Origin of the sequence: Euryhalocaulis sp. (genome assembly GCF_013911995.1) — a bacterium.
Lineage (GTDB): Bacteria > Pseudomonadota > Alphaproteobacteria > Caulobacterales > Maricaulaceae > Euryhalocaulis > Euryhalocaulis caribicus.
The window spans coordinates 1-26,544 of the sequence record NZ_JACESD010000041.1 but is presented as its reverse complement, the minus strand read 5'-3'; the positions used below and the strand labels follow the sequence as shown (position 1 = coordinate 26,544).

Sequence of the window (26,544 nt, the reverse complement as noted above, 5' to 3'; positions counted from 1 at the left end):
GACATTCTCGCCCATCACGATAACGCCGGAGACCTCGTCCACGATGACCTTGGCGGGCACGTCCGGGGTGACGCGAAGCTGTTCGATTTCGGTGATCAGGGAAACCATGTCGCCGCGATAGCCCGCCGGGCGCTGCAGCACGACATAGGAGGGGTTCGCCGCCTTGGCCGCGCCCTGTCCCAGATAGGAATTGATCGCCTTGGCCATGCGCTCGGCGGTGGTGAAGTCCGGATTGCGCAGGGACAGGCGGGTGATGTTCTGACCGGCGAGGTCGTAGCTGACTTCGCGCTCGACCACCGCGCCATTGGCGATGCGGCCGGAGGTGGGGACGCCCTGGCTGACCGCCGCGGCGTCGCCGCCGGCGTCGAAGCCGCCAATGGCGACCGAGCCCTGGCTGACGGCGTAGGCCTCGCCGTCCGCGCCCAGAAGCGGGGTGACCAGCAGCGTGCCGCCCTGCAGGCTTTCAGCATCGCCCATGGCCGAGACGGAGACATCGATGCGCGTGCCCTGCGCGGCAAAGGCCGGCAGATTGGCGGTGACCATGACCGCGGCGACATTATCGGTATTGAGCTGCGCGTCGCGCGTATTGACGCCCAGACGCTCCAGCATCGATTCCAGCGATTGCCGGGTGAAGGGGGCGTTGCGCAGGGAATCGCCGGAACCGTCGAGGCCGACCACCAGGCCGTAACCGACCAGCAGGTTGTCGCGGACGCCTTCGACTTCGGCGATATCCTTGATGCGCGAGCCCGCGTGCGCGGGCGCGGCGGCGATGATGGCGATGAGCAGGAGGCTGAGGAAGCGTCGCATCGTTCTGATAGGCCTCGTCGTTAAAGCGTTCAGTGGCGGGAGGCGCCTTTTACGCCCGCCCGCGCGAGACCCCTGCAATCGGCTTGCCAGAGCGTTTACCATGAATGTTCAAGTAATATCAAAGACTTGACTTTAGGTCTGAGCGGCAAGCCGCGCTGCCCGGCAGGGCTGGCCCGGCAAGAACTGCCGCCTTAAACCCCCATTAACCGTAAGGCTGCGATTCTGTAATCCGCAAATCGGCCCAAGGACCCCGGCCCATGAAAATTGACGGCACCCGCCCGCTGGCGCCCGCAAGCCGCCGCGAGCGCGCAAAATCCGACAAGACAAGTTCGTTCGAGACATCGGGCGAAGCCGGGAAGGCGCGTTCGAGCGGCGGCATGAGCCAGGCTTCGGGCGTGACGTCCGTCGATGCGCTGCTGGCCCTTCAGGGCGACTGGCAGGATGAAAATCCGAAACAGCAGGCGGCTGGGCGCGCGTTCAATCTTCTGGACATACTGGACGAAATAAAGATCGGCCTGCTGGAAGGCGGCATTCCGACCGCCAAGTTGAACCAGTTGATTCGCGCGCTGGGCGAGTCCCGCGAGGCCACAGGCGACGAAAAGCTGGAAGGCCTGCTGGACGAGGTCGAGACCCGCGCCCGCGTCGAGCTGGCCAAGCACGAATCCGCGCTTAGCTAGACCCCTTGAAATTATTGGCCTTGCTGCGCATTTGTGCAGTGGCGAAGTTTTTGTGACGCGCGGTACACGCGCGTTGACGCAACCCCTTTCGCGAATATACTCCGCGCCGCCTTTGGGAGGGACGACAATTCAAGAGCAGGGGAGTCCAGAAGTGACCCTCGCAGAAGACCTTTCTGTGAAAGTACCAGAAGATTACCGCCCGTCTGAAGACGAACCGTTCATGAATGAGCGGATGCAGGAGTATTTCCGCCAGAAGCTGCTTTCGTGGCGCGGCGAAATACTTGCTGAAAGTCAGGGCACGATCGCCAATCTGAGAGAAGAAAACATCCCGCTTCCGGATATCGCGGACCGGGCTTCTTCGGAAAGCGACCGGTCTCTGGAGCTTCGCGCCCGCGACCGCCAGCGCAAGCTGGTTTCCAAGATCGACGCGGCGCTGCGCCGTATCGAAATCGGCGAATACGGCTATTGCGAAGACACCGGCGAGCCGATCAGCCTGGGCCGCCTGGAAGCGCGCCCGATCGCCACGCTGTCGCTAGAGGCGCAGGAGCGCCACGAGCGTAGCGAACGCACGCGCCGCGACGAGCGCAACTAGGTTTTAGGGCTGGCGGGAGACGCTGCGAAATAACGCGGCGTCTCCACGCAACTTAACCCAGAGCAATGCAGACTGGACGGCGGCATGGTCATTGCCTTCAATGGCCGCCCGACAAATGCACCGATTCCGCGCCCATATCCGCGACGTTACGCGCGACGCGCATGAACGTCTGGACAGCCGCATGAGCGCGCTGAACCTGGGCGCGCGCGCGGGGTATGAAACCTTTCTGAGAACCACGGCCGCGGCGCTATTCCCGCTTGAGCGGGAAATCGGCGCGGGCGCGCCGCTGACCGACTGGCCCCGCCGCCGGCGGTCCGGCTGCCTGGCAAGGGACCTTTCCCGCCTTGGCCTTGCCGCGCCGCCGCCGCTGGATCCGCCGCCGCTGGACGGGAACGCGCAGCGGCTGGGCGCGCTCTATGTCATAGAGGGATCCCGGCTGGGCGGAAAAATGATCCTGAAGACGGTTCTGGAAAGCGGCGATGACGATATGATCGCCGCCACACAGTATTTGCGCCATGGGGAGACGGACAGACTCTTCCATAGCTTTCTTGACGCCGCCTCGGAACATTTGACCGGGACGGCGGATATTGAAGACGCCGCGGCTGCGGCCACGGCGGTCTTCGCGCTTTTCGAAGAGTCACTGAACCGGGCGTCGACCGCGGCGCCGGTTTCCCCAATACAGACGGCATTATGAGTTCTGACAAAATAGATTTTATTTCCCCGTCCGAGCCGGTCGACCTGACCAATTGCGACCGGGAACCGATCCATCTGCTGGGCCGCATCCAGCCCTTCGGCTTCCTGCTGGGCGTCACCTCCGACTGGGTAATCGAGTACGCCTCGGAGAGCGCGGCGCAATTCCTTGGGCAGCCGCTGGACGCGTTGTTCGGCGCGCCGCTGAAGCAGGTCTTCGCCGAAGACGCCATCCACGCCATCCGCGGGCGGCTGCAGCTGCTGGGGACGCGGGATGCGACGGAACGGATATTCGGGCGTCAGCTTCAGGAGGGCGGCGCGGAATTCGACTTGGCCCTGCATATGTCCGGCGGGCGGGTCATCATTGAGGCCGAGCCCAGCGAAAAGGGCGAGCATGACCCGGCGGCGACGGTCAGCACCATGGTCTCCCGCCTGTCCAGCGCGAAGGACGCCGAAACGCTGGCCCGGATGGGCGCGCGGCATCTGAGGGCGCTGACCGGATTTGACCGGGTGATGGTCTATCGCTTCTCGCCCGACGGGTCGGGCGAGGTTCTGGCCGAGGCCGCGCGGGGCGATCTGGAATCCTATCTGGGGCTGCATTATCCCGCCTCCGACATCCCGAAACAGGCGCGCGAGCTGTACAAGCGCAACCTGTTGCGCCTGATCGCCGACGTGGACGCGGAGACGTCCCCGTTGCGCAGCGCAAAGGGCGAAGACGAGCCGCTGGACCTGTCATTGAGCGTGCTTCGCAGCGTTTCGCCGATCCATATCGAGTATCTGAAGAATATCGGGGTCGGGGCCTCGATGTCCGTTTCCATCCTGCGGCGGGGCAAGCTGTGGGGGCTGTTCGCCTGTCACCACATGTCGCCCAAGCGGGTGCCGTTCGACGTGCGCACGGCGGCCGAACTGTTCGGTCAGGCTTTCGCCCTGCTGCTGGACGGCCGCGAGCGGGACGAGGCGGAGGCGCATGAGCGGCGCGCCCGCAAGGCCCATGACCGCCTGATGGCGGCCGCGGCCTCCGGCCGCTCGTCCGCGGAGAATATCGCCTCGCTTATGGAGGAGGTGGAGGGGATCGTCGATTGCGACGGCATCGCCCTTGAAATCCAGGGACGGCGCCAGACCAGCGGACTGGTCCCCGAGGACAAGCACCTGGAAGGCCTGATTGCCCTTCTTAAACGGGAATCCGACGGCCAGATCATGGCCACGGACCGTATCGCGGACCTGTACCCGCCGGCGGAGGGTTTTTCGGAGAAGGCGGCGGGCATGCTGGCCATTCCGATTTCGCGCGCGCCACGCGACTTCATCCTGTTTTTCCGGCGCGAGGTGGTGCAGACGGTCAGCTGGGGCGGCGATCCCAACAAGCCCGTGGAATCCGGCCCGCTGGGCGACCGCCTGACGCCGCGCCAGAGTTTCGAGGAATGGAAACAGGTGGTGCGCGGCAAGGGCCAGCCCTGGACCGAGCGCGATAACCGTATTGCCGAATCCCTGCGCGTGTCGCTGCTGGAGGTGATCCTGCGGCTGACCGAGGCGGCGGAGACTGAACGCAAGGAAGCCAACCAGCGGCAGGAATTGCTGATTGCCGAGTTGAACCACCGCGTGCGCAATATCCTCAGCCTGATCCGCGGGCTGATCGCGCAGAGCCGCGCCGGCGCCAAGAGCATGGACGAGCTGGTCGCGGTGATCGGCGGGCGCATCCAGGCGCTGGCCCGCGCCCATGACCAGCTGACACAGGACAACTGGTCGCCGCGCCCGCTTTCGACCCTGATCAAGTCAGAGGCGGAAGCCTATCTCGGCGACAAGGAAGAACGGGTCCGCATCGAAGGGCCGCAAGTGGCCGTCGAGCCGGCCGCGTTCTCCACGCTGGCGCTGGTTGTCCATGAACTGATGACCAATTCCGCGAAATACGGGGCGTTGAGCGACTCCACGGGCGCGGTGGACGTCAACTGGGAAGTGGACGGCGAAGGCAATCTGGTGATCGGCTGGAAGGAATCCGGCGGCCCGCCCGTTCAGGCGCCCAGCCGCAAAGGGTTTGGCACCACCATTATTGAACGCTCCGTTCCCTTCGACCTGAAGGGCGAGGCGGAAGTGAACTTCGAGCTGACCGGGCTGGAGGCGAAATTCCGCGTTCCCAAATCCCATATCACCAAGGCGAAAGACGGCGAGCTGGAGACCCGCGCGGAGAAGAAGGCCGCGCAAGGCGGCAAGAATGACGGGAAGGGCGAAACCCTGCTGTCCGGAACCGTGCTGTTGTTGGAGGACAATATGGTGATTGCCCTCGACGCGGAGGACATGCTGACCCGGATGGGGGCGCAGAAGGTGGAGGTGGCGGCCTCGGCCAGCGAGGCGCTTCGCCTGATCGAGGCGAACACGCCTAACGCGGCGGTCCTGGACGTCAATCTGGGGGATGAGAACAGCTTTCCCGTGGCCGACAGGCTGAAAGAGCTGGGCGTGCCTTATATCTTCGCCACTGGATATGGCGAGGAATCCCCCGCCCCGGATTTGCACCGCGACCGTCCCTTCGTGCGGAAACCCTATTCCGAGGAAGGCGTGAGAGAGGCGCTGAGCAAGGTCAGCGGCGGGTAGGGTCAGGCCTTGTGCGAGAGCACGTTGAGGGTCTGGCCGAACGGGTCGCGGACATAGAAGCGGCGCACGCCCCAGGGCTCGTCCACGATGTCATAGACGATCTGGTGGCCGGCTTTCTTCGCGCGGGCATGGACGGCGTCCACGTCATCGACCTCGATTGAAAGCGCCGGGACTTCAGTGTCCGAGCCGCCCTGGCTGGCGAAACTGACTTGCGTCTTCATGGTCTCGCCCGAGGCGAGGGTGATGAGCCAGCCATGGTCCATCACCACGTCCAGTCCGAACAGATCCTCATAAAACGCCTTCGCGTCCTGCGGATTGGCGACTTCGATATTGGCGACGATGCGTTTGACGGTCATCGCGGGCCTCCGGAAATCAGCCGATCAGAACGGGAACAGGACTTCGTAGAGTTCCTGGCCGTAGCGGGGTTTCTGGACCTCGCTCAGATGACCGCGGCCGCCGTATGAGATGCGGGCCTCGGCAATCTGGGTGTGCTTGATCGTGTTGTCGGAGGTGATGTCCTCGGGCCGGGCGATGCCGGAGACCAGAAGCTCGCGGACCTCGTAATTGATGCGCACTTCCTGACGCCCGGCGATGACCAGATTGCCGTTGGGCAGAATCTGGGTGACGACGGCGGCCACCGTCAGCTCCACCGCTTCGCTGCGGTCGATATCGCCCGATCCGCCATTGGAGGAGACGGAATTGGTGGAGGCGAGGGTCGAGGGATCGACAGCGTCGGGCAGGAAATCGTCCAGCAGGGTCTCCAGGCCAAAGAAGTTCGGCGCGCCCGCGGTGTTGCTTGAGGTGCGCTGACGGTCGGTGGAGTTCGAGACGCGGGCGGAGTCGGTGATGTTGATGTTCACCGTCAGGATGTCGCCGATCTCATCCGCGCGCTGATCGTTGAAGAATGTGCGGGAGCCGGCCTGCCAGAGCGAATTGGGGGCGTAGGCGGCTTCGCGTTCCTGCGGCATCGGCATGACGACCGGGCGCGGGCCGGCGACCTTTGACGGATTGTCGATGGGCGACATGTCCGGGTACTGGCCGATCTGGGAGATGCGGTCGGTGGTGCCGCACGCGGCGAGGGCCAGCGTGGACGCGGCGAGAAGAACGATATTGCGAGTCATGGCCTTAAAAAGCCCCCTGTTCCAGAGACGCGGTGAGATAGGTGTTGTCGCGAACCACCGCCTTGCCGGGACCGGCGGCGACGGCCTCGATCGTGCGGTTCGAGGAAAGATTGACGATGCGGACGACCTCGCCCTTCGCGCCTTCTTCCAGGGCGCGGCCGCGGGCGGTCAGGGTCAGGCCCGGCTTCTGGTAGAAGACGGTGACCAGCGAGCCTTTTTCGACCGCGGCGGGGCGCTTGATATCGTATTCGCGGAGCGGTTCGCCCGGGCGCAGGGAGCGCTTGGCCTGCATGCCGATCAGGCCCGACGCGTCCAGCACCGCGTCCTGACGCAGGCGGTCGGCGCGGGTGGCGGTCCAGATGATGTCGGATTCGGTGATGATCTGGCCGGAGGACACGGCGCGGGAAAGCGCGGGGACTTCCAGCGACGCAAAAGCGCGGCCGGAGACGCGCTGCACCGGCGCCCCGGCATAGGGTTCGATTTCCGCGGCGAAGGCGTTGGTCTGGCCGTTATAGTCAAACCGCAGGATGCGCGTGTCGCCGCGCGCGCCATTGGGCGCGTAGAAGGCGATGTCGCGCTGGGCGAAGGTGATCTCGTAAGTGTCCGCGCCGCCGGCCAGCGAAAGTTCGTCGGCGATCATGGCGCTGATCTCGTCGGCGGTGATCTGGCGGGATTCGCGCTTGACCGCGATGCGCTGCAGCCCGCCGGCATTGGCCCAGTCCAGATCGTGACCGGCGGCGAAAGCCTGCAGCCAGCCGGCCTCCAGATAGATGGTCTCTCCGGGGGCCGGGGCGCGCGCGACGGCGGCCATGGAGACTTCTCCATCAATGCCGAACAGATCGCCCAGCGTGACGGTGTCCCCGGCGGCGGAGACGTCGCCGGCCAGCGTCACCGGCTGCGCGGCGAGGGCCGGGGCCGAGACGGCGAGGGCGGTTGCGATGAGGGCTGCGCGGATCATGGCGTGTTCCTAATCAGCGGAGATTGGAGGAAGTGGCGAGCATCTCGTCCGAGGCGGTGATCACGCGGGCGTTCATCTCATAGGCGCGCTGCGCCTGGATGAGCGAGGTGATCTCCTGCACCGGGTTGACGTTCGCGGCCTCGATGAAGCCCTGGCGGAGGATGCCCACGCCGTCCTGTCCCGGCGTGCCGATGGTGGCGGCGCCGGACGCGGCGGTTTCCAGGTAGTAGTTGTCGCCCACGGCCTCGAGCCCGGCCTCGTTGAAGAAGGTGACGAGTTCCAGCTGACCCAGCTGCTGCGGGTCCGGCTCGCCTTCCAGGAAAGCCTGAACCTGACCGACATCATTGATGGCGACGTCGCGCGCCTCGCGCGGGACGGTGATGGCGGGCTGAACGATATAGCCGTCGGCGGTGACCAGCTGGCCCTCGCCGTTCACCGAGAAATTGCCGGCGCGGGTATAGGCGTCGCCGCCATTGGGAAGCTGAATGCGGAAGAAGCCCTTGCCGTTGATGGCGACGTCATAGGGATTGGACGTCTGGGTCAGATTGCCCTGTTCGGTGATGCGGTAGACCGAGCCGGTCTTCACGCCCAGACCCACCTGAACGCCCGTCGGCACAACCGTGCCGGCGTCCGAGGAATTGGTCCCGGCGCGTTCGATGTTCTGATAGAGCAGATCCTGGAATTCGGCGCGCTGGCGCTTGAACCCGGTCGTGTTCATGTTCGCCAGGTTGTGGGAGATGATTTCCACGTTCAGTTGCTGGGCCTGCATGCCCGTGGCGGCGATACCGAGAGATTTCATGGCCTTGCGAAGCCTCCTTTAAGCGTTCACGTCGCCCAGGCGGCGGATCGCCTGGCGGTGGAGTTCGGACGCGTCCTCGATCATTTTCGAGACGGACTGGTAGGACCTGCTGATCTCCATCAGATTGGTCATTTCAAGAATGGAATTGACGTTGGAGGCTTCGGTGAAGCCCTGACGGACCGAGGGAATCTCCGCCTGTTGGGGGAGAATGTCGTCCGGCGCGCGGAAACGGCCCTCGCCGGTCTTTTCCAGAACCGAGAGATCCTCGAACCGGGCGACGCCGAGACGGGCGATTTCCACGCCATCCACCGTCACCGCGCCCTGACGGGTCACGACCGGTTCGGAGCCATAGACGTCCAGGAAGATCGGCGCGCCGCCCTCATCCAGCACCGCCTTGCCGTCGGCGGTGGAAAGCTGGCCCTGCGCGTCGGTGGTGAAGCGACCGTCGCGGGTATAGAGCAGGCCGTCTTCATCCTCGACGGTGAAGAAGCCTTCGCCTTCAATCGCGAAATCCAGCGGGCGTTCGGTGCGCTCAAGCGCGCCGTCGCGGAAGTCCCGCATCACGCCCCAGTCCTGCACATAGGAAATATCGTCGGCGCCGTCCGTGGTTTCGGCGGCGCGCGGGGCGGTGTCTTCAAGCAGGGGTTGCTCGACCTTGAAGCCGGTCGTGTTGGCGTTGGCGATGTTATTGGCCGCGATGTCCATCGAACGCCGCAGCGTCATCTGCCTCGACAGGCCGATCATCATTGAACTGTCCATGGCCGCCTCCGTCCTTTCTGGAGCCCGCCCCATCACGCTTTTGCGCTTGGGCGCGGCGGAATACCTGCACATCCCTAGCAGGCGGCGTGCCAACTGAATTATTCAATGAAATCAATGGCAAGGCTGGTTAACGGGGCGGCGGCCCTGCGCAATTCATGCCGATGACCCGGCAAGTTTTGCCTTATGGTTATTATCCATTAACCCCGATCCGATTCAAATGGCGCAAATCACTCGAACCGGGTGAGAGTTTGCAGGGGGCAACCGCCATGAGCGACGACGTCACGGACGGCGAATCCGGCGCTGAAAATGAAGAGGAGGCGCCCAAGAAGGGCGGCCTGAAGAAGAAGCTTCTGCTGTTCGGTCTTCCGGTGGTGATCCTGCTGCTGGGCGGGGCCGGGGCGATGATGCTGCTGGGCGGCGGAGGCGATGAGGGCGAGTCCCACGCCAGCGCCGCGGGCGAGCATGGCGAGGCCGCCGATGACGGCCATGGCGGCGGCGATGCGTCGCACGGCGTGGCGACCGCCGGCGGTGAATATGTCTTCTACGAGCTTCCCGAACTGCTGGTGAATATCAACAGCGAGGACGGGGAGACGAAATATCTCAAGCTGAAACTGGTTCTGGAGCTGGAGGACGAGGCGCTGATCGAGACGCTGGATGCGCGCCTGCCGCGCGTGGTCGACCAGTACCAGACCTTCCTGCGCGAATTGCGGGTGGAGGATCTGTCCGGCTCGGCCGGCATGTACCGCCTGCGCCATGAGCTGCTGCGCCGGGTGAACCTGGCCGTGGCGCCGGCGCAGGTGAATAACGTCCTCGTCGACGAAATCCTGTTCCGCTAGCCGATGACTGACGAAACCACCGACCAGGCCGAAGACCAGGCCGCCGAGACGCCGGACGCTGACGCCGGCGCGGAGGGCGGCGATGCGGCCGAGGCGCATTCCGCCGACCAGCTGAACCAGGAACGCATCCTCAATCAGGACGAGATCGACAGCCTGCTGGGCTTTGATCTGGGCGACGAGGACGAGGCGGACCGGTCCGGCATCCGCGCGATCATCAATTCGGCGCTGGTCTCCTATGAACGCCTGCCGATGCTGGAGATCATCTTCGACCGGCTGGTCCGGCTGATGACGACCTCCCTGCGAAATTTCACCTCCGACAATGTCGAGGTGAGCCTGGACAATATATCGTCCGTCCGGTTCGGCGATTATCTGAACTCCATCCCGCTGCCGGCCATTCTGGCGGTGTTCCGGGCCGAGGAGCTGGATAATTACGGCCTGCTGACGGTCGATTCCAATCTCATCTATTCCATTGTCGACGTGCTTCTGGGCGGGCGGCGCGGGTCTTCCGCCATGCGGGTGGAGGGACGGCCCTACACCACGATCGAGCGCACGCTCGTGCAGCGCATGATCGAGGTCGTGCTGAACGATGCGCGGCAGGCGTTCGAGCCGCTGACCAAGGTGTCGTTCAATCTGGACCGGGTGGAGACCAATCCGCGCTTCGCCGCCATTGCGCGGCCGGCCAATGCGGCGATCCTGGTGAAGCTGCGGATCGACATGGAGGACCGCGGCGGGCGTCTGGAGCTGATGCTGCCCTACGCCACGCTGGAGCCGATCCGTAAAATGCTGATCCAGCAGTTCATGGGCGAGAAATTCGGCCGCGATAATATCTGGGAAACCCACCTGGCCAGCGAGCTGTGGAACACCGAGATGGAGGTCGCCGCCGTGCTGGACGAGCAGGAAATCTCGCTGGAGCGGGTGATGAATCTGCAGGTCGGCGAAACGCTGATGCTGAACGCGGGGCCCGACAGCCCGGTGAAGCTGCGCTGCGGGCCGATCGGCCTGACCACGGGCCGCATGGGCCGGATGGGCGGCAATATCGCTATCCGTGCCGAAGCGCCCCTTCAACCCAAGGCCAAGGCGGCGATCCTGTGGAATCAGTAAGCCTGACATTTCTCATCTTTCAGGGCGCGACGGTGATCATCGCGCTGGTCGCGGCCGCGTTCGCGTGGCGGCTGGACCGGCGGCTGACCGCCATGCGCAGCGGTCAGGACGGCATGACGAAGCTGGTTGCCGAGCTGGCCGAGACGACCGTGCGGGCCGAACGCGCTGTGCGTGAACTCAAACAGGCCGGCGGCGAGGCGGGGGCGGAGCTGGAGGCGCAAATCGCGCGCGCCAAGGAAGCCGCCGAAGAGCTGCGCCTGCTGTCGCCGGAGGATCGCCGCCGGACGCAGCGCCGGGAGCCGCGCGCCGAACCCCGTCCCGCCGAAAGCCGCGCGCAGGGCTTCGCCGATCTTCTGAAATCCACACGGTAAAATCATGTCAGGTCGCTTTTTCGCCATTGCCGCTCTCAGCCTCACCGGGCTCGCCGCGCTGAACGCGCTGTCCGCGGGAGACGCGCTCTATTCCGTTCTGGCCGCCCCGGCCGAGGCGGCGGAAAGCGCGGAGGACCCGGAAGAGGAGACCGTCGCCCAGGCGGACGTCACCGAAGCCACGGACGGCGAGCCGGACATGGCCGAGGCGGAAGAGGGCGAGGTGATGGAGGCCGCCGCGGGCGCCGCCGCATCCTGCCCGCGCCCCAGCTTTGCCGAAGAGATCGGGGCCAGCCCGGAAGAGTTCCGCGTGCTGTCCTCCCTGCAGGCGCGCCGCCGCGAGATCGACCAGATGGAGTCGGAGGCGGAGACCCGCATCCAGCTCGCCGCCGCCGCCGAACAGCGCGTGGACGAACGCATCGCCGAGCTGAAAACCGTGCAGGCCGAAGTGCAGGGCCTTCTGGGCCAGCTGGACGAGGCCGAGGAAGAGCGCATGGCCGGGCTGGTGACGATGTATGAGAAGATGAAGTCCAAGGACGCCGCGCGCATCCTGTCCGCGCTGGAGCCGGAGACCGCGCTTCTGGTCGTGGCGCGGATGAAGGATTCCACGCTGGCCAGCGTTCTGGGCGACATGGAAACCGCCGACGCCAAGCGGCTGACCGAGATGATCGCTGAAAACGCCCGGATCAAGCCCTCCCCCACCGCCGCGCTGAACGATGCCGCGGGCGAAGGTTAACGCGCGGTCAACCATAACGGCTTTAGTTTCGGCCCTTGCAGGGGCGGCCCCCATCTCCGGGCGGCCGCGCACAGGGGCTCTTGGGAAAACCGCGTGACGGCCAGATCGATCATCTTTGCGCTGACCGCGATCGCGCTGCTGTCCGCGGGCGCGGCGCGCGCCGCCGACCCGGTGTCTTTCGAAACCGTCCGCAGTGACGGCTATGTCCGCATCAAGATGGTTTTCCCCGACAGCCTGGCCGAACAGCCCATCGCCGCCGAGGCCGCGGTGGATAACGAGGTTCTGGTGGCCCGGTTCAACCGCGCGGTATCCGGCGACCCGGCCCCGATCCTGTCCAATCTGGGGGCCGAGGCGGCGATGGCGCGACTGGACCCTGACGGCCGGGTGCTGCGCGTGGCGTTGCGCATGCCGGCGCGCGCCCATGTTTCCCACTCCTACAATGTCATCGCCATCGACCTGCTGCCGCCGGAGGCGGAGGACCCGCCCGATATCGTTTCCCCCCGCGAACAATCCGAGATTGAAGCGGCGGCGCGCGCCGCCGCTGCGCCGCCCCCGCCGCCGCCCGAACCCGACCCGCCGCTGGAGGTGGAGGTCGGCCGGGCCTCCAGCGCGGCGTTCGAGCGTGTGACGCTGCGCTGGCCGGAGCCGGTCTCCTTCCAGACCGAACGGCGGGAGCCGCGCGTGCGTATCGCGTTCGAGCGTGACGCCATTCTGGACCTGGCGCCGATCCGCGCGGACCTGCCCCGCCATCTGGAGGGGCTGACCGAATCCCACGTCAACGGGAAGCTGATCCTGAGTTTTGACCTGGCCGAAGGGGCGGATCTCAGCGTGCGGCAGGACGGCGCGCTGGTGACCATCGACCTGACGGGCGGCGATTCAGACCTGAACGCCATCGCGGCGCTGGAAGAAGCGGCGCGGCGCATGAACGCCGAGGACCCGGAAGAGGCGCGGCAGGAACAATATGAAGCGGACCGGCTGGTGCTGGCCGCCGAACCGCGCGAGCCGACCCTGTTCAAGGAAACCGAGGCGGTGGTTCACGCCGCGCCGGAACGCAACCCGGTTCCGGCCAGCGGCGTGGTGCCGATCCGCGGCGTTGCGCTGGGCGGCGACCTGCTGATGCGGTTCGACTGGGCGGCGCCCGTTCCGGCCGCCGCGTTCCGCCGGGGCGAGGCGATCTGGATCGTGTTCGCGGCGGAAGCGGATCTGGATGCCGGGGAGCTGCTGCGCGGCCATCGCCGGCATATCCTGGATATCGACCAGTTCACGGGCGAGGGCTACACGGCGCTTCGCATCACCGCGCCGCCATCGACCCTGATCGAGGCGCGGACGGAAGAGGGGCGGCAGGGCTGGACCTTTGCCCTGTCCAACCGCATCGAGACGCCGCCGCTGGCGGTGACGCTGCTGCGCGAGGCGACGGGGCGGGGGCCCGGGCGTCTTCTGGCCGCGCTGCCGGACGCCGGGCCGGTGTTCAATATTCCGGACCCGGATGCGGGAGACGAGATTGCCGTGGTGACCGCGCTGCAGCCGCCGCGCGGCCTGATCGCAGGACAGGATTTTCTTGAGCTGACGGCGCTGTCCACCGCGCACGGCCTGGCCTTCGTGCTGCTGGCCGATGACGTGGTGATAACGCCGGAGGCCGAGCGCGTGGCGCTGGAGCGGCCGCGCGGGCTGGCGCTGTCGCCGACCAGCGCGGGACGCGCCGCGGTGCAGACCGCCACACGGCGGGGAACCGCCGCGCCGGTGTCGCCGGCCTATATAGATTTCGACGGCTGGAAGGCGGACCAGCCCTTTATCGAGGCGGAATCGGCGCTGGAGCGCCGGATCGCGACCGACCCGAATGATGATTCCTACATGGCGATGGCGCGCTTTCTTCTGGCCTATGAGCTGCCGCAGGAGGCGCTGGGGGCGCTGGACCTAGCGCTGTCGCACCGGCCGCAGCTGGAGATCGACTCGCATTTTCTGGCGATGCGCGGCGCGGCGAATTACATGGCCGGGCGCTATGACGAGGCCGGGCGGGACTTGACCGCGCCGGTGCTGGACCGGGATTCGGCGGCGCAGCTCTGGCGCGGCATGCTGGCGCTGGAAGGCGAGGACTGGGACGGCGCGCGGGAATATTTCGAGCGGGGGCGGGAGGCGTTCTATCTGTTCTCCCCCGAGTGGCGGGCGCGGTTCCGCGCCGGCTATGCCCGCGCGGCGCTGAAGCTGAACGATCTGGCGACCGCCAAGTCTCAACTGGAGCTGGCCGAGGCGGAAGCCCCGCGCGGACCGCTGGAAAAACATATCGAACTGGCGCGCGCGGGACTGGCCGAGTCTCTGGGCCGGCACGGCGAGGCCGCCGCAACCTATGACCGGCTTTCCATGTCCGGCGACGAAGCGGTGGAGGCGCGCGCGATTCTGGCGCGGGCGCAGATGGATCTGGAAACCGGCAGCGCCAGCCCGGACGAGGCCATCGACCGGCTGGAGGCGCTGCGTTTCCGCTGGCGCGGCGATGACGTGGAGCTGGAAACCAGCCGCACGCTGGGCAAGCTTTATGTCGAAAAGGGCGATTACCAGCGCGGCCTGAGCGTGATGCACGCGGCCATGACCCGCTTCCCGGAAAGCCCGGTGGCGCGCCGCATTTCCGGGGACATGTCGACCATCTTCCGCAATCTGTTCCTGGAAGGCGAGGCGGAGCGTCTGGACCCGGTCGAGGCGCTGGCGCTGTATTACGAATTCTCCGAGCTGACCCCGATCGGGGCTGACGGCGACCGTATGATCCGGCGCCTTGCCGAACGGCTGGTCGCGTTCGACCTGCTGGCGAAGGCCGCCGAACTGCTGCAGCATCAGGTGGATAACCGCCTGCGCGAGCCGGTGGCGCGGGCGCAGGTGGCGGCCGATCTGGCGCTGATCTATCTGATGGACCGCCGGCCGGAGAGCGCGCTGCGCACGCTGCGCTCCACCCGCGTTTCACGCCTGCCGGACGCCCTGACGCAGGAACGCCGGGTGATCGAGGCGCGGGCGCTGGCCGAACTGGGCGCGGCGGAAAACGCGCTGGAGCTGCTGGAGGGCGACCGCTCGCTGGAGGCCGCGCGCCTGCGGGCCGATATCGCTTGGCAGTCCCGCAACTGGGAAAACGCCGGGAAACGGCTTGAAGAATTCCTCGGCGACGGCCTGGATGACGGATCAACCGTGCCGACCGCGGAACAGGAATCGGCGATCCTGCGCGCCGCCGTCGCCTATTCGCTGGCCGGCGATCAGGCCGCGTTGACGCGCCTGTCCGGCCAGTACCGCGACGCGATGGACAAGACCGGATCGGCCAGCGCCTTCCGCGCGGTCACCGGGCGGGTCGAGACGGAAGGACTCGCCCTGGCCGAGATCGCCCAGCGCGTTTCCGACACGTCTGATCTTGAAGCCTTCCTCGACAGCCGCCGCGGCCGCCTGGAAGGCGACGAACCCCGGATGGACTACGCCCCGCCCGCAAACGAACAGGCCGTCGCCGACGCCGGCGGGGCCAGCGGCGGCTAAGGCCCCGGTCTGATCGGTTTTCTCTGGTTATAAGCCAAGGTGGTGGCCGGAGCGCCGGACTGCTTTTGCCATGCTATAGCTGGGGGATGTGGCGCGACTTCAGATTCCGAATGGATGCAGCTCTGTCTTTCCCTGCAAGGTTGCGCGTCCTCGCTGTGCTCTGGACCGCTGCTGTCCTTCTCGCCGCCTGCGCGTCGCAAGGCGCGCCGCGGGCCTCGGCCGGGGATTGCGTGACGGTGACCGTGTGGTCGAACGGGTGGCACACCAATATCGCGCTGCCGGCAGATGCGATGGAGGCGGATCATCCGCTTCGGATGCTGTTTCCCGGGGCGGAGCATTTCCTGATCGGCTGGGGCGAGCGGGACTTCTATCTGGACGAGGATCCGGGCTTCTGGACAGGGCTGGACGCGATCATCCCGCCCAGCCTGTCAGTCATGCAGGTTATCGCCGCGGACGAGCCGGTGGAAAACCGGATATGGCGGGGCGAAGAGACCGTTCGCGTGGCGCTGTCCCGCGCCGGGCGGGCGCGGCTGGCGCGGGAAATCGGCGAGACGCTGGCGCTGGATGAGGCGGGCTCGCCGGTGATCGTTCAGGGCGGGCGCGTGGAGGGGACAAGCCTGTTCCTGGAGGCGCGGCCGGATTTCCATCTTTTCCATATGTGCAACCACTGGACGGCGGCGCGGCTGGCCGGGGCCGGCGTGAAACTGCGCCCGTCGCTGGCGTTTCATGCGCCCTGGCTGACGGGCGCGCTGAAGCGCAACGCGCCGCAGTCCTGCCCGGCTAGCTGAAACTCTGCACCAGGCTGCCGGCGACCAGCCGCCAGCCGTCCACGAGGACGAAGAAGATCAGCTTGAAGGGCAGGGATATGATGATGGGCGGCAGCATCATCATGCCCATCGACATGAGGATGGACGCCACCACCAAGTCGATCACAAGGAACGGAATGAACAGCAGGAAGCCGATCTCGAAGGCGCGGCGCAGCTCCGAGATCATGAAGGCCGGGGCGGCGATCCAGAGCGGCACGGCTTCCGGGCTTTCCGGGTCCGGCTGGTCGGAGAGGCTGTAGAAAAGTTGCAGATCGTCGTCGCGCGTCTGTTCCAGCATGAAGGTCTTGATGGGGCCGGAGGCGGCGGTGAAGCCCTCGTTCAGCTCCACCTCCCCGTTCATCAGCGGCTCCACGCCGCGGTCCCAGCTCTGCTGGAAGACCGGCCACATCACGAAAGCGGTCAGGAACAGCGACAGTGAGATGATGACCGCGTTCGGCGGGCTCTGTTGCAGGCCCAGCGCGGTGCGCAGCAGCGACAGCACGACGATGATGCGCACGAAGCTGGTGGTCATCACCAGAATGGATGGAGCCAGCGACAGGATGGTCAGCAGGGCGACAAGCTGAATCACCCGGCCGGTGAGGGCGTCGCCTTCGCCAAGGTCGAGGCTGAATTCCTGCGCCTGCGCCGGGGAGACGAGCGCGAAAACCGCCAGCGCCGCGCCCGCGAGGATCAGCAGATTCCTGATAAGACGCGATGCGGTCATGGCGCGGTCCCGCCGCTGATGGCGGTCGTGGCGGGCGTGGCGGCCGGGGCGGGGTCAGGCTCCGGCGGGGCGTCGCGACTTTCGATCAGGGTTTCGCCGGTGGAGCCGAGCAGGATCAGGTGCTCCCGCCCGTCGACGCGAATCAGGGCGGCGCGGCGGCGGGCGTCGATCATCAGGGTTTCGACCAGCCGCATCCGGCCGCCTTTAGCGCCGCCGGCCAGCTGCATGAAATTGAAGCGCCGCGCGGCATAGGCCAGCGCCGCGATCAGGCCCAGCGTGACCAGCAGCCCGCCCGCATAGCGTCCGAAATCCACCAGATCCATGAGATATGTCCCGCCCGAAAAGCCAGCCGTGAATCAGCTGCGGGCCACCTTGCGGGGCGCGCCGTTAATGCGTCGTAAACCATGGGGTTTAAGCTGTGCTTAACCATACAAAGGCAATGTCTGCCCACTGACCCGGAATTTTTTGCTCTCAAGGGAGAGGCGATATGGGCATCGATAATTCGCCGGTTCTCAACCTGCTGAAATCGACCATGGGCTATCTGACCAAGCGTCAGGAGACGCTGGCGGAGAATGTCGCCAACGCCAACACGCCCGGCTACACGCCGCGCGATATCAGCCGCTCCGCCTTCGAGAAGGCGATGGAAAGCGAGTCGCGCCGCGCCGGCCTTATGACCACGGCGTCGGACCGTCATTACGGCGCCCCGTCACAACAGAAGAGTTTCAATCCCGATGTCCTGAGGGCGACCAGCGCGCCGGATTCGGCGACCACGATCAACGGCAATTCCGTGGTGCTGGAAGACCAGATGACCAAGGTGGCCGAGACGCGCATGGAATATGAGGCGGTGGTGGGGCTGTACAATAAGAGCCTGGCGCTGATCCGCTCCGCCGCGCGCTCGCCGGGCCGCGGCTAGCAGAGGGGGAGTTAATTAAGCCATGAAAGATATCGCCAATATCATGTCCATCGCCGCGTCCGGCATGAAGGCGCAATCCTCGCGGATGCGCATTATCGCCGAGAACGTGGCCAATGCGGACTCCACAGGCCGCACGCCGGACGACGACCCCTATCGCCGCCAGATGCCGACCTTTGAGTCGGAGCTGGACCGCGCCAAGGGCGTGCGCACCGTGCGGATGAGCGAGATCACGCCGGACATGAGCGATTTCGACATGCGTTACGAGCCGGGCCACCCGGCCGCGGACGCGGACGGCTACGTCAAGACGCCGAACGTCAACACGCTGATCGAGCTGATGGACATGCGCGAGGCGCAGCGCAGCTTCGAGGCGAACATGAATGTCATGGAATCCTCGCGCGCCATGCTGATGCGCACGATCGACCTGCTGCGCCGTTAAGGGAGACTGATCAATGGCCGCCAATCCGCTTGCCGCGATGAACGCCTATGCCGCCGCCGCCGGGGTGCAGCCCATGCAGGGCGCCTCTCAGGCCGCCAGCGCCGCCAAGGCCGGGCCGTCGCAATTCACCGCCCTGATCGAGAACGCGGTACAGGACGCCACCGACCAGATGGCGAACGCCGAACAATTGAGCATGCAGGCCGCCACGGGACAGGCGGAAATGATCGACGTGGTGACGGCGGTGTCCGCCGCGGAAACCACGATGGAAACCATGCTGGCGGTGCGCGACGAGGTGATCCGCGCCTATCAGGAAATCCTGCGGATGCCGATTTAAGACTTGTGGCGAAATCGCCGCATCTTCGCGTTATAGTCGCCCGCGAACAAAAATTCCGTGGAGGCTGACGCGCATGTTCAAGAGTTTTTCCATCCTCGCCCTTGCCGCCGTGCTGCTGGCCGCCTGCGCCAGCGAGCCGGAACCCGCGCCCGCGCCGCCGCCGCCCCCGGAAGAGCCGGGACCGGACGCCGGGACGATGGGCGGGATGTGCGGGGGAATCGCCGCGATTTCCTGTCAGGACGAGACCGCCTATTGCGCCTATGGCCCGCAGGATTTCCAGATCGCGGACGCCTCCGGCATCTGCAAGGAGCAGCCTGATATCTGCACGGCCGAGTACAAGCCGGTCTGCGGCTTCGACGGCAAGACCTACGGCAATGCCTGCAACGCCGCGATGGAGGGCGTTTCGGTTCGCAGACAGGGCGTCTGTGAAGGCGACGAGGGCACAACGGCCCGCTAGGGCCCTGCGCCACGCATTAAAAAAGCCCGGCCGCGAGACAATCGCGGCCGGGGTTTTTGCTGTTTTGGGTCCGCCCTATTCCTGAAGATCGGAGGGCAGGACGGGGGTGGCGATGGCGTGGATGAAGGCGTCCCAGCGGGCCGTCTCGTCATCGCCGCCAACGCGGTCGACATACTGGCCGGCCATGACTTCCCCGACGCCGTAATTCACGACATAGCCGCGATAGGTCTCGGTGAAGTCCAGGCTCTGGGCCGCGCGCTCGGGCGAGGTCAGCGTGTAGCGCTGGATGCGGTCCTTGTAGGTCTCCGCGTCGATATCGCCATCGAGATAATCGCGGGCCGTGTCCGCGCGCATCAGACGCAGGGCCTGCATGTCTTCACGCAGGGCCGCGTTGGTCTCGGCCAGCGCCGGGTCGATTCCGGCCAGCGGGTAGAGCACGTCGCGCTCGAACGCTTCGCGCTCGTTCGGCGTGAACGCCATGTCGATCCCGTAATTGGCCGTGCCTTCCGCGATCAGGGCGGTGGGCGCGTAGAGCGGGAACATGGTGAACTCGATCCAGCCGCGATCCTCGACCATGCGGGCCTCACGCAGGGAGTTCAGCGTGTGGTGGCCCGGATAGCCCTCGTGACAGCCCAGATCGACGGCGCGGTCGATACGCACGGGCAGGTCGGTATTGATCTCGATCAGGCTCTCATGGCCGCCCTGATACCAGTTATAGCCGGACCAGGGCTGGTCGGTGACCAGCTCCATATGGAAGAACTCGTCCTCCGGCAGGGCGACATGGTCCATCGTCCGGGCGCGGCATTCCTCGATGGCCGCGTCCATGACCGCCTGCAGGTTCTCGTCCGGGATTTCCAGCCGTTTCTTGAAGTCGTCGACGCGCTTCCACAGCGGATCCTCGCCGGGCAGCAGGTCGCCGATCGCGGCCAGCGCCGCCTCGACCTCTTCCATGTCCGGTTCCGGCGCGACGACGCCGTAGAGGGACTGTGTTTCCTCGTCGAAGGGCACGGTTTCGCCGCGCGCCATGCGGACGCGGGTCTGCATGGCTTCCATGTGCGCGATCAGGAACGCCTTGCGATCGTCCGACAATTCGTCTTCGGCGTCCGGCTCGGCCTGCGCGGCGCGCTCCAGCAGGGCGTCGATGCGGTCGGAGACGGCGTCGAGGCCGGCGGCTTCGGCCTCCGCCGCCGTCCGCCATTCCTCCGGGCCGTAATAGGCGTCCACGAAGCCCGGATCATGGGCCTCCAGCGCCAGACTGACCTTCACATAATCCTCGGCGACCGCGTCCAGCGTGACCGCCTGGGCTTCAGGGGCCTCGACGGGCGCGGCGGGGTCCGCCGCCTGCTCCGCGCAGGCCCCCAGAAGGGCCAGCGCGGAAAGGGCTGCGTAGCGGATCATTCTTCACCCGCCTGCTTGGCGGCGATCCATTCATCGACCTGCTCTTCCAGAATGGCCAGCGGCAGGGAGCCATTGGCCAGCACGGTCTCGTGATACTCGCGAATATCGAAGTCCTCGCCGAGGGCCTCTTGCGAGCGCTCGCGCAGCTCCTGGAACTTCAGCATGCCGATCTTGTAGGCCGTGGCCTGTCCCGGCATCACGATGTAACGCTCGATCGCCTTGACGATGTCGCCTTCCGGGTTCGGCGTATTTTCCTTCAGCCAGTCGATGGCCTCCTCGCGGGTCCATTCCTTCTCATGCAGGCCGGTATCGACCACCAGCCGGCCGGCGCGCCACAGCTCCATCGCCAAACGGCCGAAGTCGGAATAGGGATCCTCATAGAGGCCCATGGTCTTGGGGAACCACTCGCTGTAAAGGCCCCAGCCCTCCGTATAGGCGGTCTGGCCGCCATATTTGCGGAATTTGGGAATGCCCTGAAGCTCCTGCGCAATGGCGATCTGCATGTGATGGCCGGGGATGCCCTCGTGATAGGCCAGCGCCTCCATCTGGTAGGTCGGCATGTCGCGCGTGTCATAGAGGTTCGCATAATAGGTGCCGGGGCGGGAGCCGTCCGGCGCGGGGCGTGAATAGAACGCCTTGCCCGCCGACTGCTCGCGGAATTCCTCGACCGCTTTCACGATCAGATCGGCTTCCGGCTTGCGCAGGAACTGCTCGTCCAGACGGCCCCGCATATTGTCGATCAGGGCGCGCGCCTCGGCCAGATAGGCTTCGCGGCCCTCATCGGTGTTGGGGTAGTAGAACTGGTCGTCCGTGCGCATGAATTCGAAGAATTCCTGCAGCGTGCCGTCGAACTCCACTTCCTCCATGATGGCGCGCATTTCGGAATGGATGCGCTCGACCTCGGCCAGACCCAGCTCATGGATCTCGGACGCGGACATGTCCGTCGTGGTCATCTGTTTCAGGCGATAGTCGTAATAGGCCGCGCCGTCAGGCAGCTTCCATGCGCCGTCCTGCTCGGTCGCCATCTCCTGCTGGCGCTCCAGCTCGGCGATCAGGTTTTCATAGGCCGGTTTGACGGAGTCCAGCATTGCCGCGCGGGCATCGTCCCTCAGCGTCTGTTTCTCCTCTTCCGGGATGTCCAGCGCGTCGACTTTCTTGGTGAAGTCGGCCCAGAGGGCGGAGGGTTCGCCGTCATCGAACGGCGCGCCGGAAATGACGTTCTTCGCGTCCCGCAGAACGTGCGCATAGACGAATTTCGGCGGCATGATCTCCAGATCCGCGCGGCGCGTGGCGTTATCCACGGCCTGGCTGAGATAGCCGTTCACGCCTTCGAGGCGGGAGACATAGGCCTCCGCATGCGCCTTCTCTGACACGCGGTGCTGGTTGATCAGGAAGGCCGGGATGCCCGACTGCGCGCCATACATCTGGTTGAAGGTGTAAACGTGCTCGCGATACGGCCAGCCGGCCTTCTCGCGGGTCTTGTCATATTCGAACAGCCGCCAGGACAGCTTCGTTTGATCGTCCAGCGCGTCGAAATCGAAGCTGGACTTCATCTCCGCCAGCTGGGCCTGGGAGAGGTCATAGGTTTCTTCCTGGTATTCCGGCGTCAGATTGTCCCACTTGCCGTAATCCTCATCCATGACGCCCAGATAGGTCTTGGCCATGGGCGAGCGTTCGAGGCTCTCATTATAGGTTTCCTCGAACCACGCGTTCAGCTGCTCGGACTCGGTCTCGGCGGCCTGTTCGGCCGTATCGGCCGGGGCCTGCGTCTCCGCGGCGGCCTCGGCCGGAACGGCGGCGTCATTGGCGGCGCTGTCCTGGGCGGCCTGCGGTTCGCCGCAGGCGGCGGCCAGCACAATGGCGGCGGACACGCCCGTCAGAAGTCTCAGTTTCATAAAATCCGTCTCCTGTAAGAATTATCGCGGCCCTCGCGCGCTCAGGGCGCGGGACCATCTCCCCGAATGTGACGCGCACCCTAGCATTTTGAGCGCAGACAAAAATGAACTCGCTGTAATGTGGGCCGGCGGGCGGAGGACTGTCAGTCCGCGCTGAAGCTTAAGCCCGAATTAACCATGACCCGGCAAAACGTGCCTATTGGCCCAGCCGCACGAGACGCCTTGTCATGGAACCGATTGAAACGCTGGATTTTGCTCGTGACGGGGTGTGGCTGATGCTGTCCATGGCCGCGCCGGTGATGATTGTCGGCCTGGCCGTCGGCCTGACCATCGCGCTGTTCCAGGCGTTGACGCAGATTCAGGAAATGACGCTGGTCTTCGTGCCCAAGATCATCGCCATCTTCATTTCGCTGATCATCTTCCTGCCGCTGATGGGCGCGCTGATGAGCGGCTACATGACCCGTATCTTCGAACGCATCGCGTTGATGTGAGGGGGTAGGGCGTGCTCGCCGAAGCCCTTGTCCAGGTCAGTTTCGCCGCGCTGCTGATCTTCGCGCGGACCGGCGCGATCATCATGCTGATGCCCGGCATTGGCGAAGGGTTCGTGCCGGCGCGCATCCGCCTGGCCTTTGCCTTCCTGTTTGCCATCGCCATGGCCCCGATCCTGTCGCGCGTCATGCCCGCCGCCCCGGAAATGGTCGGTCCGCTGGCCATGCTGGTGGGAACGGAAATCATCATCGGGCTGATCATCGGCATCATCACGCGCTTCTTCATGATGGCGCTGGCCGTGGCCGGACAGGTGATCGGCATGCAGACGGGCCTGGCCTTTGCGCAGGCCGTGGACCCCACGCTGGGCCAGCAGGGCGCGATCGCGGGCGCCTTCCTGAACATCACCGCGCTGACCCTGATCTTCGTAACCAATCTCCACCACGTCCTGCTGGCCGCCATACGCAACAGCTATGAGGTGTTTCCCGCCGGCGCGCTGCCCGCTGCGGGCGATGCGTCGCAATGGGCGCTGAGCACGTTTGCGGAGGTGTTCACGCTGGGCATCCAGATGGCCTCGCCGCTGCTGGTGTTCGGACTGGTCTTCTATCTGGCGCTGGGCGTGCTTTCGCGCCTGATGCCGCAGGCGCAGATTTTCTTCATCGCCCTGCCGAGCAATATCCTGGTCGGGTTCTCGATCTTCGCGCTGGTCATGGGGGCCGCGCTGCTGGCCTGGCTGGACCGGTTCGAGGCCTTCATCATGCAGATGGGGGGCTAGCGCGCCGCCATGGCCGACGATCAGGACAAAAGTCAGAAGACAGAACAGCCCTCGCAACGAAAACTCGACGAGGCGCAGAAGAAAGGCGACTCGCCGCGCAGCCAGGAAATTCCCGGCTGGTTCGTTCTGGCCTCGGGCCTGTTCGTGATCGCGGTGATGTCGCAGACGACGATGGGGGCGGTCAGCGACTGGCTGCGCATGTTCCTGGCGCGGCCGCACGATATTGCGGTCGACGCCGCGGCGCTGCCGGGCCTCGCCGCCGCCGTGGGAGTGCGCATCGCGCTGAGCCTGGGGGGCCTGTTCGGGGTGATCATCCTGGCCGCCATCGCCGGCAACATGGTCCAGACCAAGCCGGTCTGGACGTTCGAGAAGGTGAAGCCGAAGCTTTCCAAGCTGTCGCCGGTCGAGGGCGCAAAGCGGCTGTTCGGACCGCAGGCGCTGGTCAATTTCCTGAAAGGCGTCGCCAAGATGTCGATGGTGGCGGTGGCGGTTTCCATCGCGCTATGGCCGCGGCGCGAGCAGCTTCTGGTCATGCCGCAGCTGGATATCGTCGCGGCGCCGGTGATTATCCGCAACGCCGCGATCGCCCTGATGATCGCCGCGCTGATCGTCTATTCCGTGATCGCGGCGGCCGACTATGTCTGGCAGCGCCACTCCTTCATGCAGAAGCAGAAAATGTCCCGGCGGGAGCTGAAGGAGGAGATGAAGAACACCGAGGGCGACCCGCACGTGAAGGCCAAGCTGCGCCAGATAAGGCAGGAGCGCGGCCGCCGCCGGATGCTGGCCGAAGTGCCGGACTCCACCGTGGTCATTGCCAACCCGACCCACTATGCCGTGGCGCTGAAATATGAGCGCGGGGAAACCCCGGCGCCGATCTGCGTGGCCAAGGGCGTCGACGCGCTGGCCCTGCGCATCCGGGAAGTGGCCGAAGAATCGGGGGTGAGCGTGATTGAGGATCCGCCGCTCGCCCGCGCCCTTCATGCCACGGCTGAGCTGGACGAGCCGATCCCCGAGGAACACTTCCAGGCCGTCGCCCAGATCATCGGACATATCATGGCGCTGGCGAAAAAGCGCGGACGCCGCGCGAACTAGACGAACGTAGTAGAGTAACCGCGAACAGGAATTGATTCGCGCCATGACCGATATCGCCAACGACTCTCCGCCCGCCCGCGCCGACCTTTTCGACCGGCTGTGGGTGCGGCTCGCCTTCTGGGGCTGCGCCGCCATTGCGTTTCTGGCCGCCGCGGTGGCGGTGTTCGCCGCGCCCGCCGCGGGCTGGCACGGTTTCCTTCTGCTGGCCGGGGTCACGGCGGCGGGTTTTGCGCTGCTCTATGTCCTGCTGGCGGGCGAGGCCGCGGTGAAGGGGATGGAGCGCGGGACCAATGCGCCGCCGCCCGCCTTCGCCATGGCGGCGTTCGAATCCGCCCGCGATGCGCTGGTGGTCACCGACAAGCGGGGAACGCCGGTGGCGGCGAACCCGGCCTATATCGCGCTGACCCGGGTTTTCCACGCCGATGGCGAGGATGACCGCCCCGCCGGGCTGGACCGGCTGCTCGGCGGCGATCCGGATGCGTCATCGGCGCTGTTCCGCCTGGCCCGGGCCGCGCAGACCGGCCAGCCGGGCGCGGCGGACCTGCCCCCGCTTTCCGGCGCCGGGCGGCCCGTGACGCTGACCTCGCGGCCGCTGGGCCATGGCGAGACGCTGTGGCGGCTGAGCGAGACGCCGGCCCCCGAAAGCGATGAGACGGCGAACGCGCCGGCGGCTCCTTCGGGCGCGGGCGCTTTCGCGGACGCGGTTCCCGCGGGGCTGTTTTCCGCCGCCGCCGACGGGCGTCTGGTCTTCTGCAACGCGGTGCTGAAGGACTGGATCGGCGTTTCCGGCGAGGCGGACGAGCTGAAACTGACCGATTTTCTGAGCGGCGAGGACGCGCGGCAGGTCTTGCAGCGGCGCAAGGGCGCGACGCGGACCGAAGCGGTGATCCGCTCCCGCGGCGGGGTGGAGAGCCCGGCGGTGATCGTGACGGTCTGGCCGGAGGATGGCGGGCCTTCGCGCTCCGTCGTCTATGGCGAGTCGTGGACCGGCGTGCCAACCGCGCCCGCGCCGTCCGAAGCTGTGAGCGAGGCGGGCGAGAGCCAGTCCTTCGACGACATGTTCGCCAGCGCCCCGTTCGGCGTGGTGCGTCTGGACCGGGACGACCCCGCCGCCGCGGTGATCGAGGACGCCAACCCTGCCATTGTCCAGATGACGGGCGGGCAGGCGCAGCCGGGCGAGACATTCGGGAAACTGTTCGGGGCGGGGGTGTTCGACACCCTGGCCGCCGAGCGCAATGGCGAGCCGGTGGAGGCGCGCCTGACCGAGACCGAGCGTGACGCCCATGTCTATTTCGCGCAGGACGGGCTGGGCCGCTGGGTGGCCTATATCGTGGACGTGTCGGGCTGGAAGGATCTGGAGCGCCAGCTGGTCCAGTCCCAGAAAATGCAGGCCATCGGACAGCTGGCCGGCGGCGTGGCGCATGATTTCAACAATCTTCTGACCGCCATCCGGGGCAATTGCGACCTGCTGCTGGAGCGTCACCCGGTGGGCGATCCGGCCTATCCGGAGCTGCAGAACATCAACCAGACGGTCAGCCGCGCGGCGGGCCTGGTGCGCAAGCTGCTGGCCTTCTCCCGCAAGCAGACTTTCCGCGCCGAACTGCTGGACATGACCGACCTGCTTTCTGACCTCTCCGTCCTGTTGCGGCAGGTTCTGGAGGAAACGGTCAAGACCGACATCGTGCATGGCCGCGACC

28 protein-coding genes are annotated in these 26,544 nt (G+C 65.9%); 18 read left to right on the top strand and 10 right to left on the bottom strand.

The window, feature by feature from the left end:
* Nucleotides 1-807 (bottom strand): flagellar basal body P-ring protein FlgI (locus tag H2040_RS10950; protein ID WP_287157409.1); only part of this gene is annotated, 807 nt, incomplete at its 3' end.
* 257 nt (nucleotides 808-1,064) lie between these two features.
* Between H2040_RS10950 and H2040_RS10945 the strand changes: the two genes are divergently transcribed.
* From H2040_RS10945 to H2040_RS10930, 4 genes are all read left to right on the top strand, one after another.
* Nucleotides 1,065-1,484 carry a flagellar assembly protein FliX gene (locus H2040_RS10945; protein ID WP_022697349.1) on the top strand — a complete coding sequence of 140 codons (420 nt, stop codon included), beginning with the start codon at nucleotides 1,065-1,067 and terminating at the stop codon, nucleotides 1,482-1,484.
* A gap of 220 nt (nucleotides 1,485-1,704) precedes the next feature.
* Nucleotides 1,705-2,076, top strand: coding sequence for an RNA polymerase-binding protein DksA (dksA, locus tag H2040_RS10940; protein ID WP_022697348.1), 372 nt, complete (start codon nucleotides 1,705-1,707; stop codon nucleotides 2,074-2,076).
* A 115-nt stretch (nucleotides 2,077-2,191) separates the two neighbouring features.
* Complete coding sequence (locus H2040_RS10935) at nucleotides 2,192-2,770, top strand: biliverdin-producing heme oxygenase (RefSeq protein ID WP_287157406.1); 579 nt, start codon at nucleotides 2,192-2,194, stop codon at nucleotides 2,768-2,770.
* Nucleotides 2,767-5,349: an HWE histidine kinase domain-containing protein gene (locus tag H2040_RS10930; protein WP_287157404.1), complete on the top strand. Its 2,583-nt coding sequence runs from the start codon at nucleotides 2,767-2,769 to the stop codon at nucleotides 5,347-5,349. Before H2040_RS10935 ends, H2040_RS10930 begins: the two co-directional genes overlap by 4 nt.
* A gap of 2 nt (nucleotides 5,350-5,351) precedes the next feature.
* Here H2040_RS10930 and H2040_RS10925 read toward each other — a convergent pair whose 3' ends face one another.
* From H2040_RS10925 to flgF, 5 genes are read right to left on the bottom strand one after another with little or no spacing between them, the layout of a single operon-like run.
* Nucleotides 5,352-5,705: a VOC family protein gene (locus tag H2040_RS10925; RefSeq protein ID WP_287157402.1), complete on the bottom strand. Its 354-nt coding sequence runs from the start codon at nucleotides 5,703-5,705 to the stop codon at nucleotides 5,352-5,354.
* A 24-nt stretch (nucleotides 5,706-5,729) separates the two neighbouring features.
* A complete protein-coding gene (flgH, locus tag H2040_RS10920; protein ID WP_287157400.1) occupies nucleotides 5,730-6,470 on the bottom strand; it encodes a flagellar basal body L-ring protein FlgH in 741 nt (246 codons plus the stop codon).
* 4 nt (nucleotides 6,471-6,474) lie between these two features.
* Complete coding sequence (gene flgA / locus H2040_RS10915) at nucleotides 6,475-7,428, bottom strand: flagellar basal body P-ring formation chaperone FlgA (protein WP_287157399.1); 954 nt, start codon at nucleotides 7,426-7,428, stop codon at nucleotides 6,475-6,477.
* Nucleotides 7,429-7,441: 13 nt separating this feature from the next.
* The gene (gene flgG / locus H2040_RS10910; RefSeq protein ID WP_022697342.1) at nucleotides 7,442-8,227 is read right to left on the bottom strand and encodes a flagellar basal-body rod protein FlgG; all 786 of its coding nucleotides are present in this window, start codon (nucleotides 8,225-8,227) and stop codon (nucleotides 7,442-7,444) included.
* Nucleotides 8,228-8,245: 18 nt separating this feature from the next.
* A complete protein-coding gene (flgF, locus tag H2040_RS10905; RefSeq protein WP_287157398.1) occupies nucleotides 8,246-8,986 on the bottom strand; it encodes a flagellar basal-body rod protein FlgF in 741 nt (246 codons plus the stop codon).
* A 266-nt stretch (nucleotides 8,987-9,252) separates the two neighbouring features.
* Between flgF and H2040_RS10900 the strand changes: the two genes are divergently transcribed.
* The 6 genes from H2040_RS10900 (at nucleotide 9,253) to H2040_RS10875 (ending at nucleotide 16,319) form a co-directional block, all read left to right on the top strand.
* Entirely contained in the window at nucleotides 9,253-9,822 is a 570-nt protein-coding gene (locus H2040_RS10900; RefSeq protein WP_022697340.1) for a flagellar basal body-associated FliL family protein, read from the top strand.
* Between the two features lie 3 nt (nucleotides 9,823-9,825).
* On the top strand, nucleotides 9,826-10,923 hold the full coding sequence (gene fliM / locus H2040_RS10895; protein ID WP_022697339.1) for a flagellar motor switch protein FliM: 1,098 nt from the start codon (nucleotides 9,826-9,828) through the stop codon (nucleotides 10,921-10,923).
* Nucleotides 10,911-11,294, top strand: coding sequence for a DUF6468 domain-containing protein (locus tag H2040_RS10890; RefSeq protein ID WP_287157397.1), 384 nt, complete (start codon nucleotides 10,911-10,913; stop codon nucleotides 11,292-11,294). The genes fliM and H2040_RS10890 overlap by 13 nt, the downstream gene beginning before the upstream one ends.
* Nucleotides 11,295-11,298: 4 nt before the next feature.
* Nucleotides 11,299-12,027, top strand: a complete 729-nt coding sequence (locus tag H2040_RS10885; protein ID WP_287157396.1) for a MotE family protein — start codon at nucleotides 11,299-11,301, stop codon at nucleotides 12,025-12,027.
* A gap of 93 nt (nucleotides 12,028-12,120) precedes the next feature.
* Nucleotides 12,121-15,531, top strand: a complete 3,411-nt coding sequence (locus H2040_RS10880) for a tetratricopeptide repeat protein (protein WP_287157395.1) — start codon at nucleotides 12,121-12,123, stop codon at nucleotides 15,529-15,531.
* Between the two features lie 110 nt (nucleotides 15,532-15,641).
* Nucleotides 15,642-16,319: a DUF2459 domain-containing protein gene (locus tag H2040_RS10875; RefSeq protein ID WP_287157394.1), complete on the top strand. Its 678-nt coding sequence runs from the start codon at nucleotides 15,642-15,644 to the stop codon at nucleotides 16,317-16,319.
* Here H2040_RS10875 and fliP read toward each other — a convergent pair.
* The gene (fliP, locus tag H2040_RS10870; protein ID WP_022697332.1) at nucleotides 16,312-17,061 is read right to left on the bottom strand and encodes a flagellar type III secretion system pore protein FliP; all 750 of its coding nucleotides are present in this window, start codon (nucleotides 17,059-17,061) and stop codon (nucleotides 16,312-16,314) included. The two genes, H2040_RS10875 and fliP, sit on opposite strands and share 8 nt — an antisense overlap.
* A complete protein-coding gene (locus H2040_RS10865) occupies nucleotides 17,058-17,384 on the bottom strand; it encodes a FliO/MopB family protein (RefSeq protein WP_287157393.1) in 327 nt (108 codons plus the stop codon). The genes fliP and H2040_RS10865 overlap by 4 nt, the downstream gene beginning before the upstream one ends.
* 164 nt (nucleotides 17,385-17,548) lie before the next feature.
* Between H2040_RS10865 and flgB the strand changes: the two genes are divergently transcribed.
* The 4 genes from flgB (at nucleotide 17,549) to H2040_RS10845 (ending at nucleotide 19,201) form a co-directional block, all read left to right on the top strand.
* Entirely contained in the window at nucleotides 17,549-17,974 is a 426-nt protein-coding gene (gene flgB / locus H2040_RS10860) for a flagellar basal body rod protein FlgB (protein ID WP_287157392.1), read from the top strand.
* Nucleotides 17,975-17,996: 22 nt separating this feature from the next.
* Entirely contained in the window at nucleotides 17,997-18,410 is a 414-nt protein-coding gene (gene flgC / locus H2040_RS10855) for a flagellar basal body rod protein FlgC (RefSeq protein ID WP_287157391.1), read from the top strand.
* A 13-nt stretch (nucleotides 18,411-18,423) separates the two neighbouring features.
* Nucleotides 18,424-18,744, top strand: a complete 321-nt coding sequence (gene fliE / locus H2040_RS10850) for a flagellar hook-basal body complex protein FliE (protein WP_022697328.1) — start codon at nucleotides 18,424-18,426, stop codon at nucleotides 18,742-18,744.
* 73 nt (nucleotides 18,745-18,817) lie between these two features.
* The gene (locus tag H2040_RS10845) at nucleotides 18,818-19,201 is read left to right on the top strand and encodes a Kazal-type serine protease inhibitor family protein (RefSeq protein ID WP_287157389.1); all 384 of its coding nucleotides are present in this window, start codon (nucleotides 18,818-18,820) and stop codon (nucleotides 19,199-19,201) included.
* Between the two features lie 75 nt (nucleotides 19,202-19,276).
* Here H2040_RS10845 and H2040_RS10840 read toward each other — a convergent pair whose 3' ends face one another.
* Together H2040_RS10840 and H2040_RS10835 are read right to left on the bottom strand one after the other, a co-directional pair.
* Nucleotides 19,277-20,599 (bottom strand): hypothetical protein, encoded by a 1,323-nt coding sequence (locus tag H2040_RS10840; protein ID WP_287157388.1) that lies wholly within the window; start codon nucleotides 20,597-20,599, stop codon nucleotides 19,277-19,279.
* On the bottom strand, nucleotides 20,596-22,494 hold the full coding sequence (locus H2040_RS10835; RefSeq protein ID WP_287157387.1) for a DUF885 domain-containing protein: 1,899 nt from the start codon (nucleotides 22,492-22,494) through the stop codon (nucleotides 20,596-20,598). The genes H2040_RS10840 and H2040_RS10835 overlap by 4 nt, the downstream gene beginning before the upstream one ends.
* Nucleotides 22,495-22,721: 227 nt before the next feature.
* Between H2040_RS10835 and fliQ the strand changes: the two genes are divergently transcribed.
* The 4 genes from fliQ to H2040_RS10815 all read left to right on the top strand — a co-directional run.
* Complete coding sequence (fliQ, locus tag H2040_RS10830) at nucleotides 22,722-22,985, top strand: flagellar biosynthesis protein FliQ (RefSeq protein WP_022697323.1); 264 nt, start codon at nucleotides 22,722-22,724, stop codon at nucleotides 22,983-22,985.
* 11 nt (nucleotides 22,986-22,996) lie between these two features.
* Nucleotides 22,997-23,755, top strand: a complete 759-nt coding sequence (fliR, locus tag H2040_RS10825; protein WP_022697322.1) for a flagellar biosynthetic protein FliR — start codon at nucleotides 22,997-22,999, stop codon at nucleotides 23,753-23,755.
* A gap of 9 nt (nucleotides 23,756-23,764) precedes the next feature.
* Entirely contained in the window at nucleotides 23,765-24,847 is a 1,083-nt protein-coding gene (gene flhB, locus H2040_RS10820) for a flagellar biosynthesis protein FlhB (protein ID WP_287157385.1), read from the top strand.
* A gap of 43 nt (nucleotides 24,848-24,890) precedes the next feature.
* Nucleotides 24,891-26,544, top strand: a 1,654-nt coding sequence (locus H2040_RS10815) for a PAS domain-containing protein (RefSeq protein WP_287157383.1), incomplete at its 3' end; no start/stop codon positions are given.

What these genes read in the sequence shown, in the direction of transcription:
- fliQ (WP_022697323.1), top strand. Translation starts at nt 22,722, where the DNA reads ATGGAACCGATTGAAACGCTGGATTTTGCTCGTGACGGGGTGTGGCTG.
- H2040_RS10935 (WP_287157406.1), top strand. Translation starts at nt 2,192, where the DNA reads ATGCACCGATTCCGCGCCCATATCCGCGACGTTACGCGCGACGCGCAT.
- flgC (WP_287157391.1), top strand. Translation starts at nt 17,997, where the DNA reads ATGAAAGATATCGCCAATATCATGTCCATCGCCGCGTCCGGCATGAAG.
- flgF (WP_287157398.1), bottom strand. Translation starts at nt 8,986, where the DNA reads ATGGACAGTTCAATGATGATCGGCCTGTCGAGGCAGATGACGCTGCGG.
- flhB (WP_287157385.1), top strand. Translation starts at nt 23,765, where the DNA reads ATGGCCGACGATCAGGACAAAAGTCAGAAGACAGAACAGCCCTCGCAA.
- H2040_RS10885 (WP_287157396.1), top strand. Translation starts at nt 11,299, where the DNA reads ATGTCAGGTCGCTTTTTCGCCATTGCCGCTCTCAGCCTCACCGGGCTC.
- H2040_RS10840 (WP_287157388.1), bottom strand. Translation starts at nt 20,599, where the DNA reads ATGATCCGCTACGCAGCCCTTTCCGCGCTGGCCCTTCTGGGGGCCTGC.
- H2040_RS10845 (WP_287157389.1), top strand. Translation starts at nt 18,818, where the DNA reads ATGTTCAAGAGTTTTTCCATCCTCGCCCTTGCCGCCGTGCTGCTGGCC.
- flgA (WP_287157399.1), bottom strand. Translation starts at nt 7,428, where the DNA reads ATGATCCGCGCAGCCCTCATCGCAACCGCCCTCGCCGTCTCGGCCCCG.
- fliP (WP_022697332.1), bottom strand. Translation starts at nt 17,061, where the DNA reads ATGACCGCATCGCGTCTTATCAGGAATCTGCTGATCCTCGCGGGCGCG.
- H2040_RS10945 (WP_022697349.1), top strand. Translation starts at nt 1,065, where the DNA reads ATGAAAATTGACGGCACCCGCCCGCTGGCGCCCGCAAGCCGCCGCGAG.
- H2040_RS10930 (WP_287157404.1), top strand. Translation starts at nt 2,767, where the DNA reads ATGAGTTCTGACAAAATAGATTTTATTTCCCCGTCCGAGCCGGTCGAC.
- H2040_RS10900 (WP_022697340.1), top strand. Translation starts at nt 9,253, where the DNA reads ATGAGCGACGACGTCACGGACGGCGAATCCGGCGCTGAAAATGAAGAG.
- fliE (WP_022697328.1), top strand. Translation starts at nt 18,424, where the DNA reads ATGGCCGCCAATCCGCTTGCCGCGATGAACGCCTATGCCGCCGCCGCC.
- flgG (WP_022697342.1), bottom strand. Translation starts at nt 8,227, where the DNA reads ATGAAATCTCTCGGTATCGCCGCCACGGGCATGCAGGCCCAGCAACTG.
- flgH (WP_287157400.1), bottom strand. Translation starts at nt 6,470, where the DNA reads ATGACTCGCAATATCGTTCTTCTCGCCGCGTCCACGCTGGCCCTCGCC.
- flgB (WP_287157392.1), top strand. Translation starts at nt 17,549, where the DNA reads ATGGGCATCGATAATTCGCCGGTTCTCAACCTGCTGAAATCGACCATG.
- fliM (WP_022697339.1), top strand. Translation starts at nt 9,826, where the DNA reads ATGACTGACGAAACCACCGACCAGGCCGAAGACCAGGCCGCCGAGACG.
- H2040_RS10835 (WP_287157387.1), bottom strand. Translation starts at nt 22,494, where the DNA reads ATGAAACTGAGACTTCTGACGGGCGTGTCCGCCGCCATTGTGCTGGCC.
- dksA (WP_022697348.1), top strand. Translation starts at nt 1,705, where the DNA reads ATGAATGAGCGGATGCAGGAGTATTTCCGCCAGAAGCTGCTTTCGTGG.
- H2040_RS10925 (WP_287157402.1), bottom strand. Translation starts at nt 5,705, where the DNA reads ATGACCGTCAAACGCATCGTCGCCAATATCGAAGTCGCCAATCCGCAG.
- H2040_RS10875 (WP_287157394.1), top strand. Translation starts at nt 15,642, where the DNA reads ATGGATGCAGCTCTGTCTTTCCCTGCAAGGTTGCGCGTCCTCGCTGTG.
- H2040_RS10865 (WP_287157393.1), bottom strand. Translation starts at nt 17,384, where the DNA reads ATGGATCTGGTGGATTTCGGACGCTATGCGGGCGGGCTGCTGGTCACG.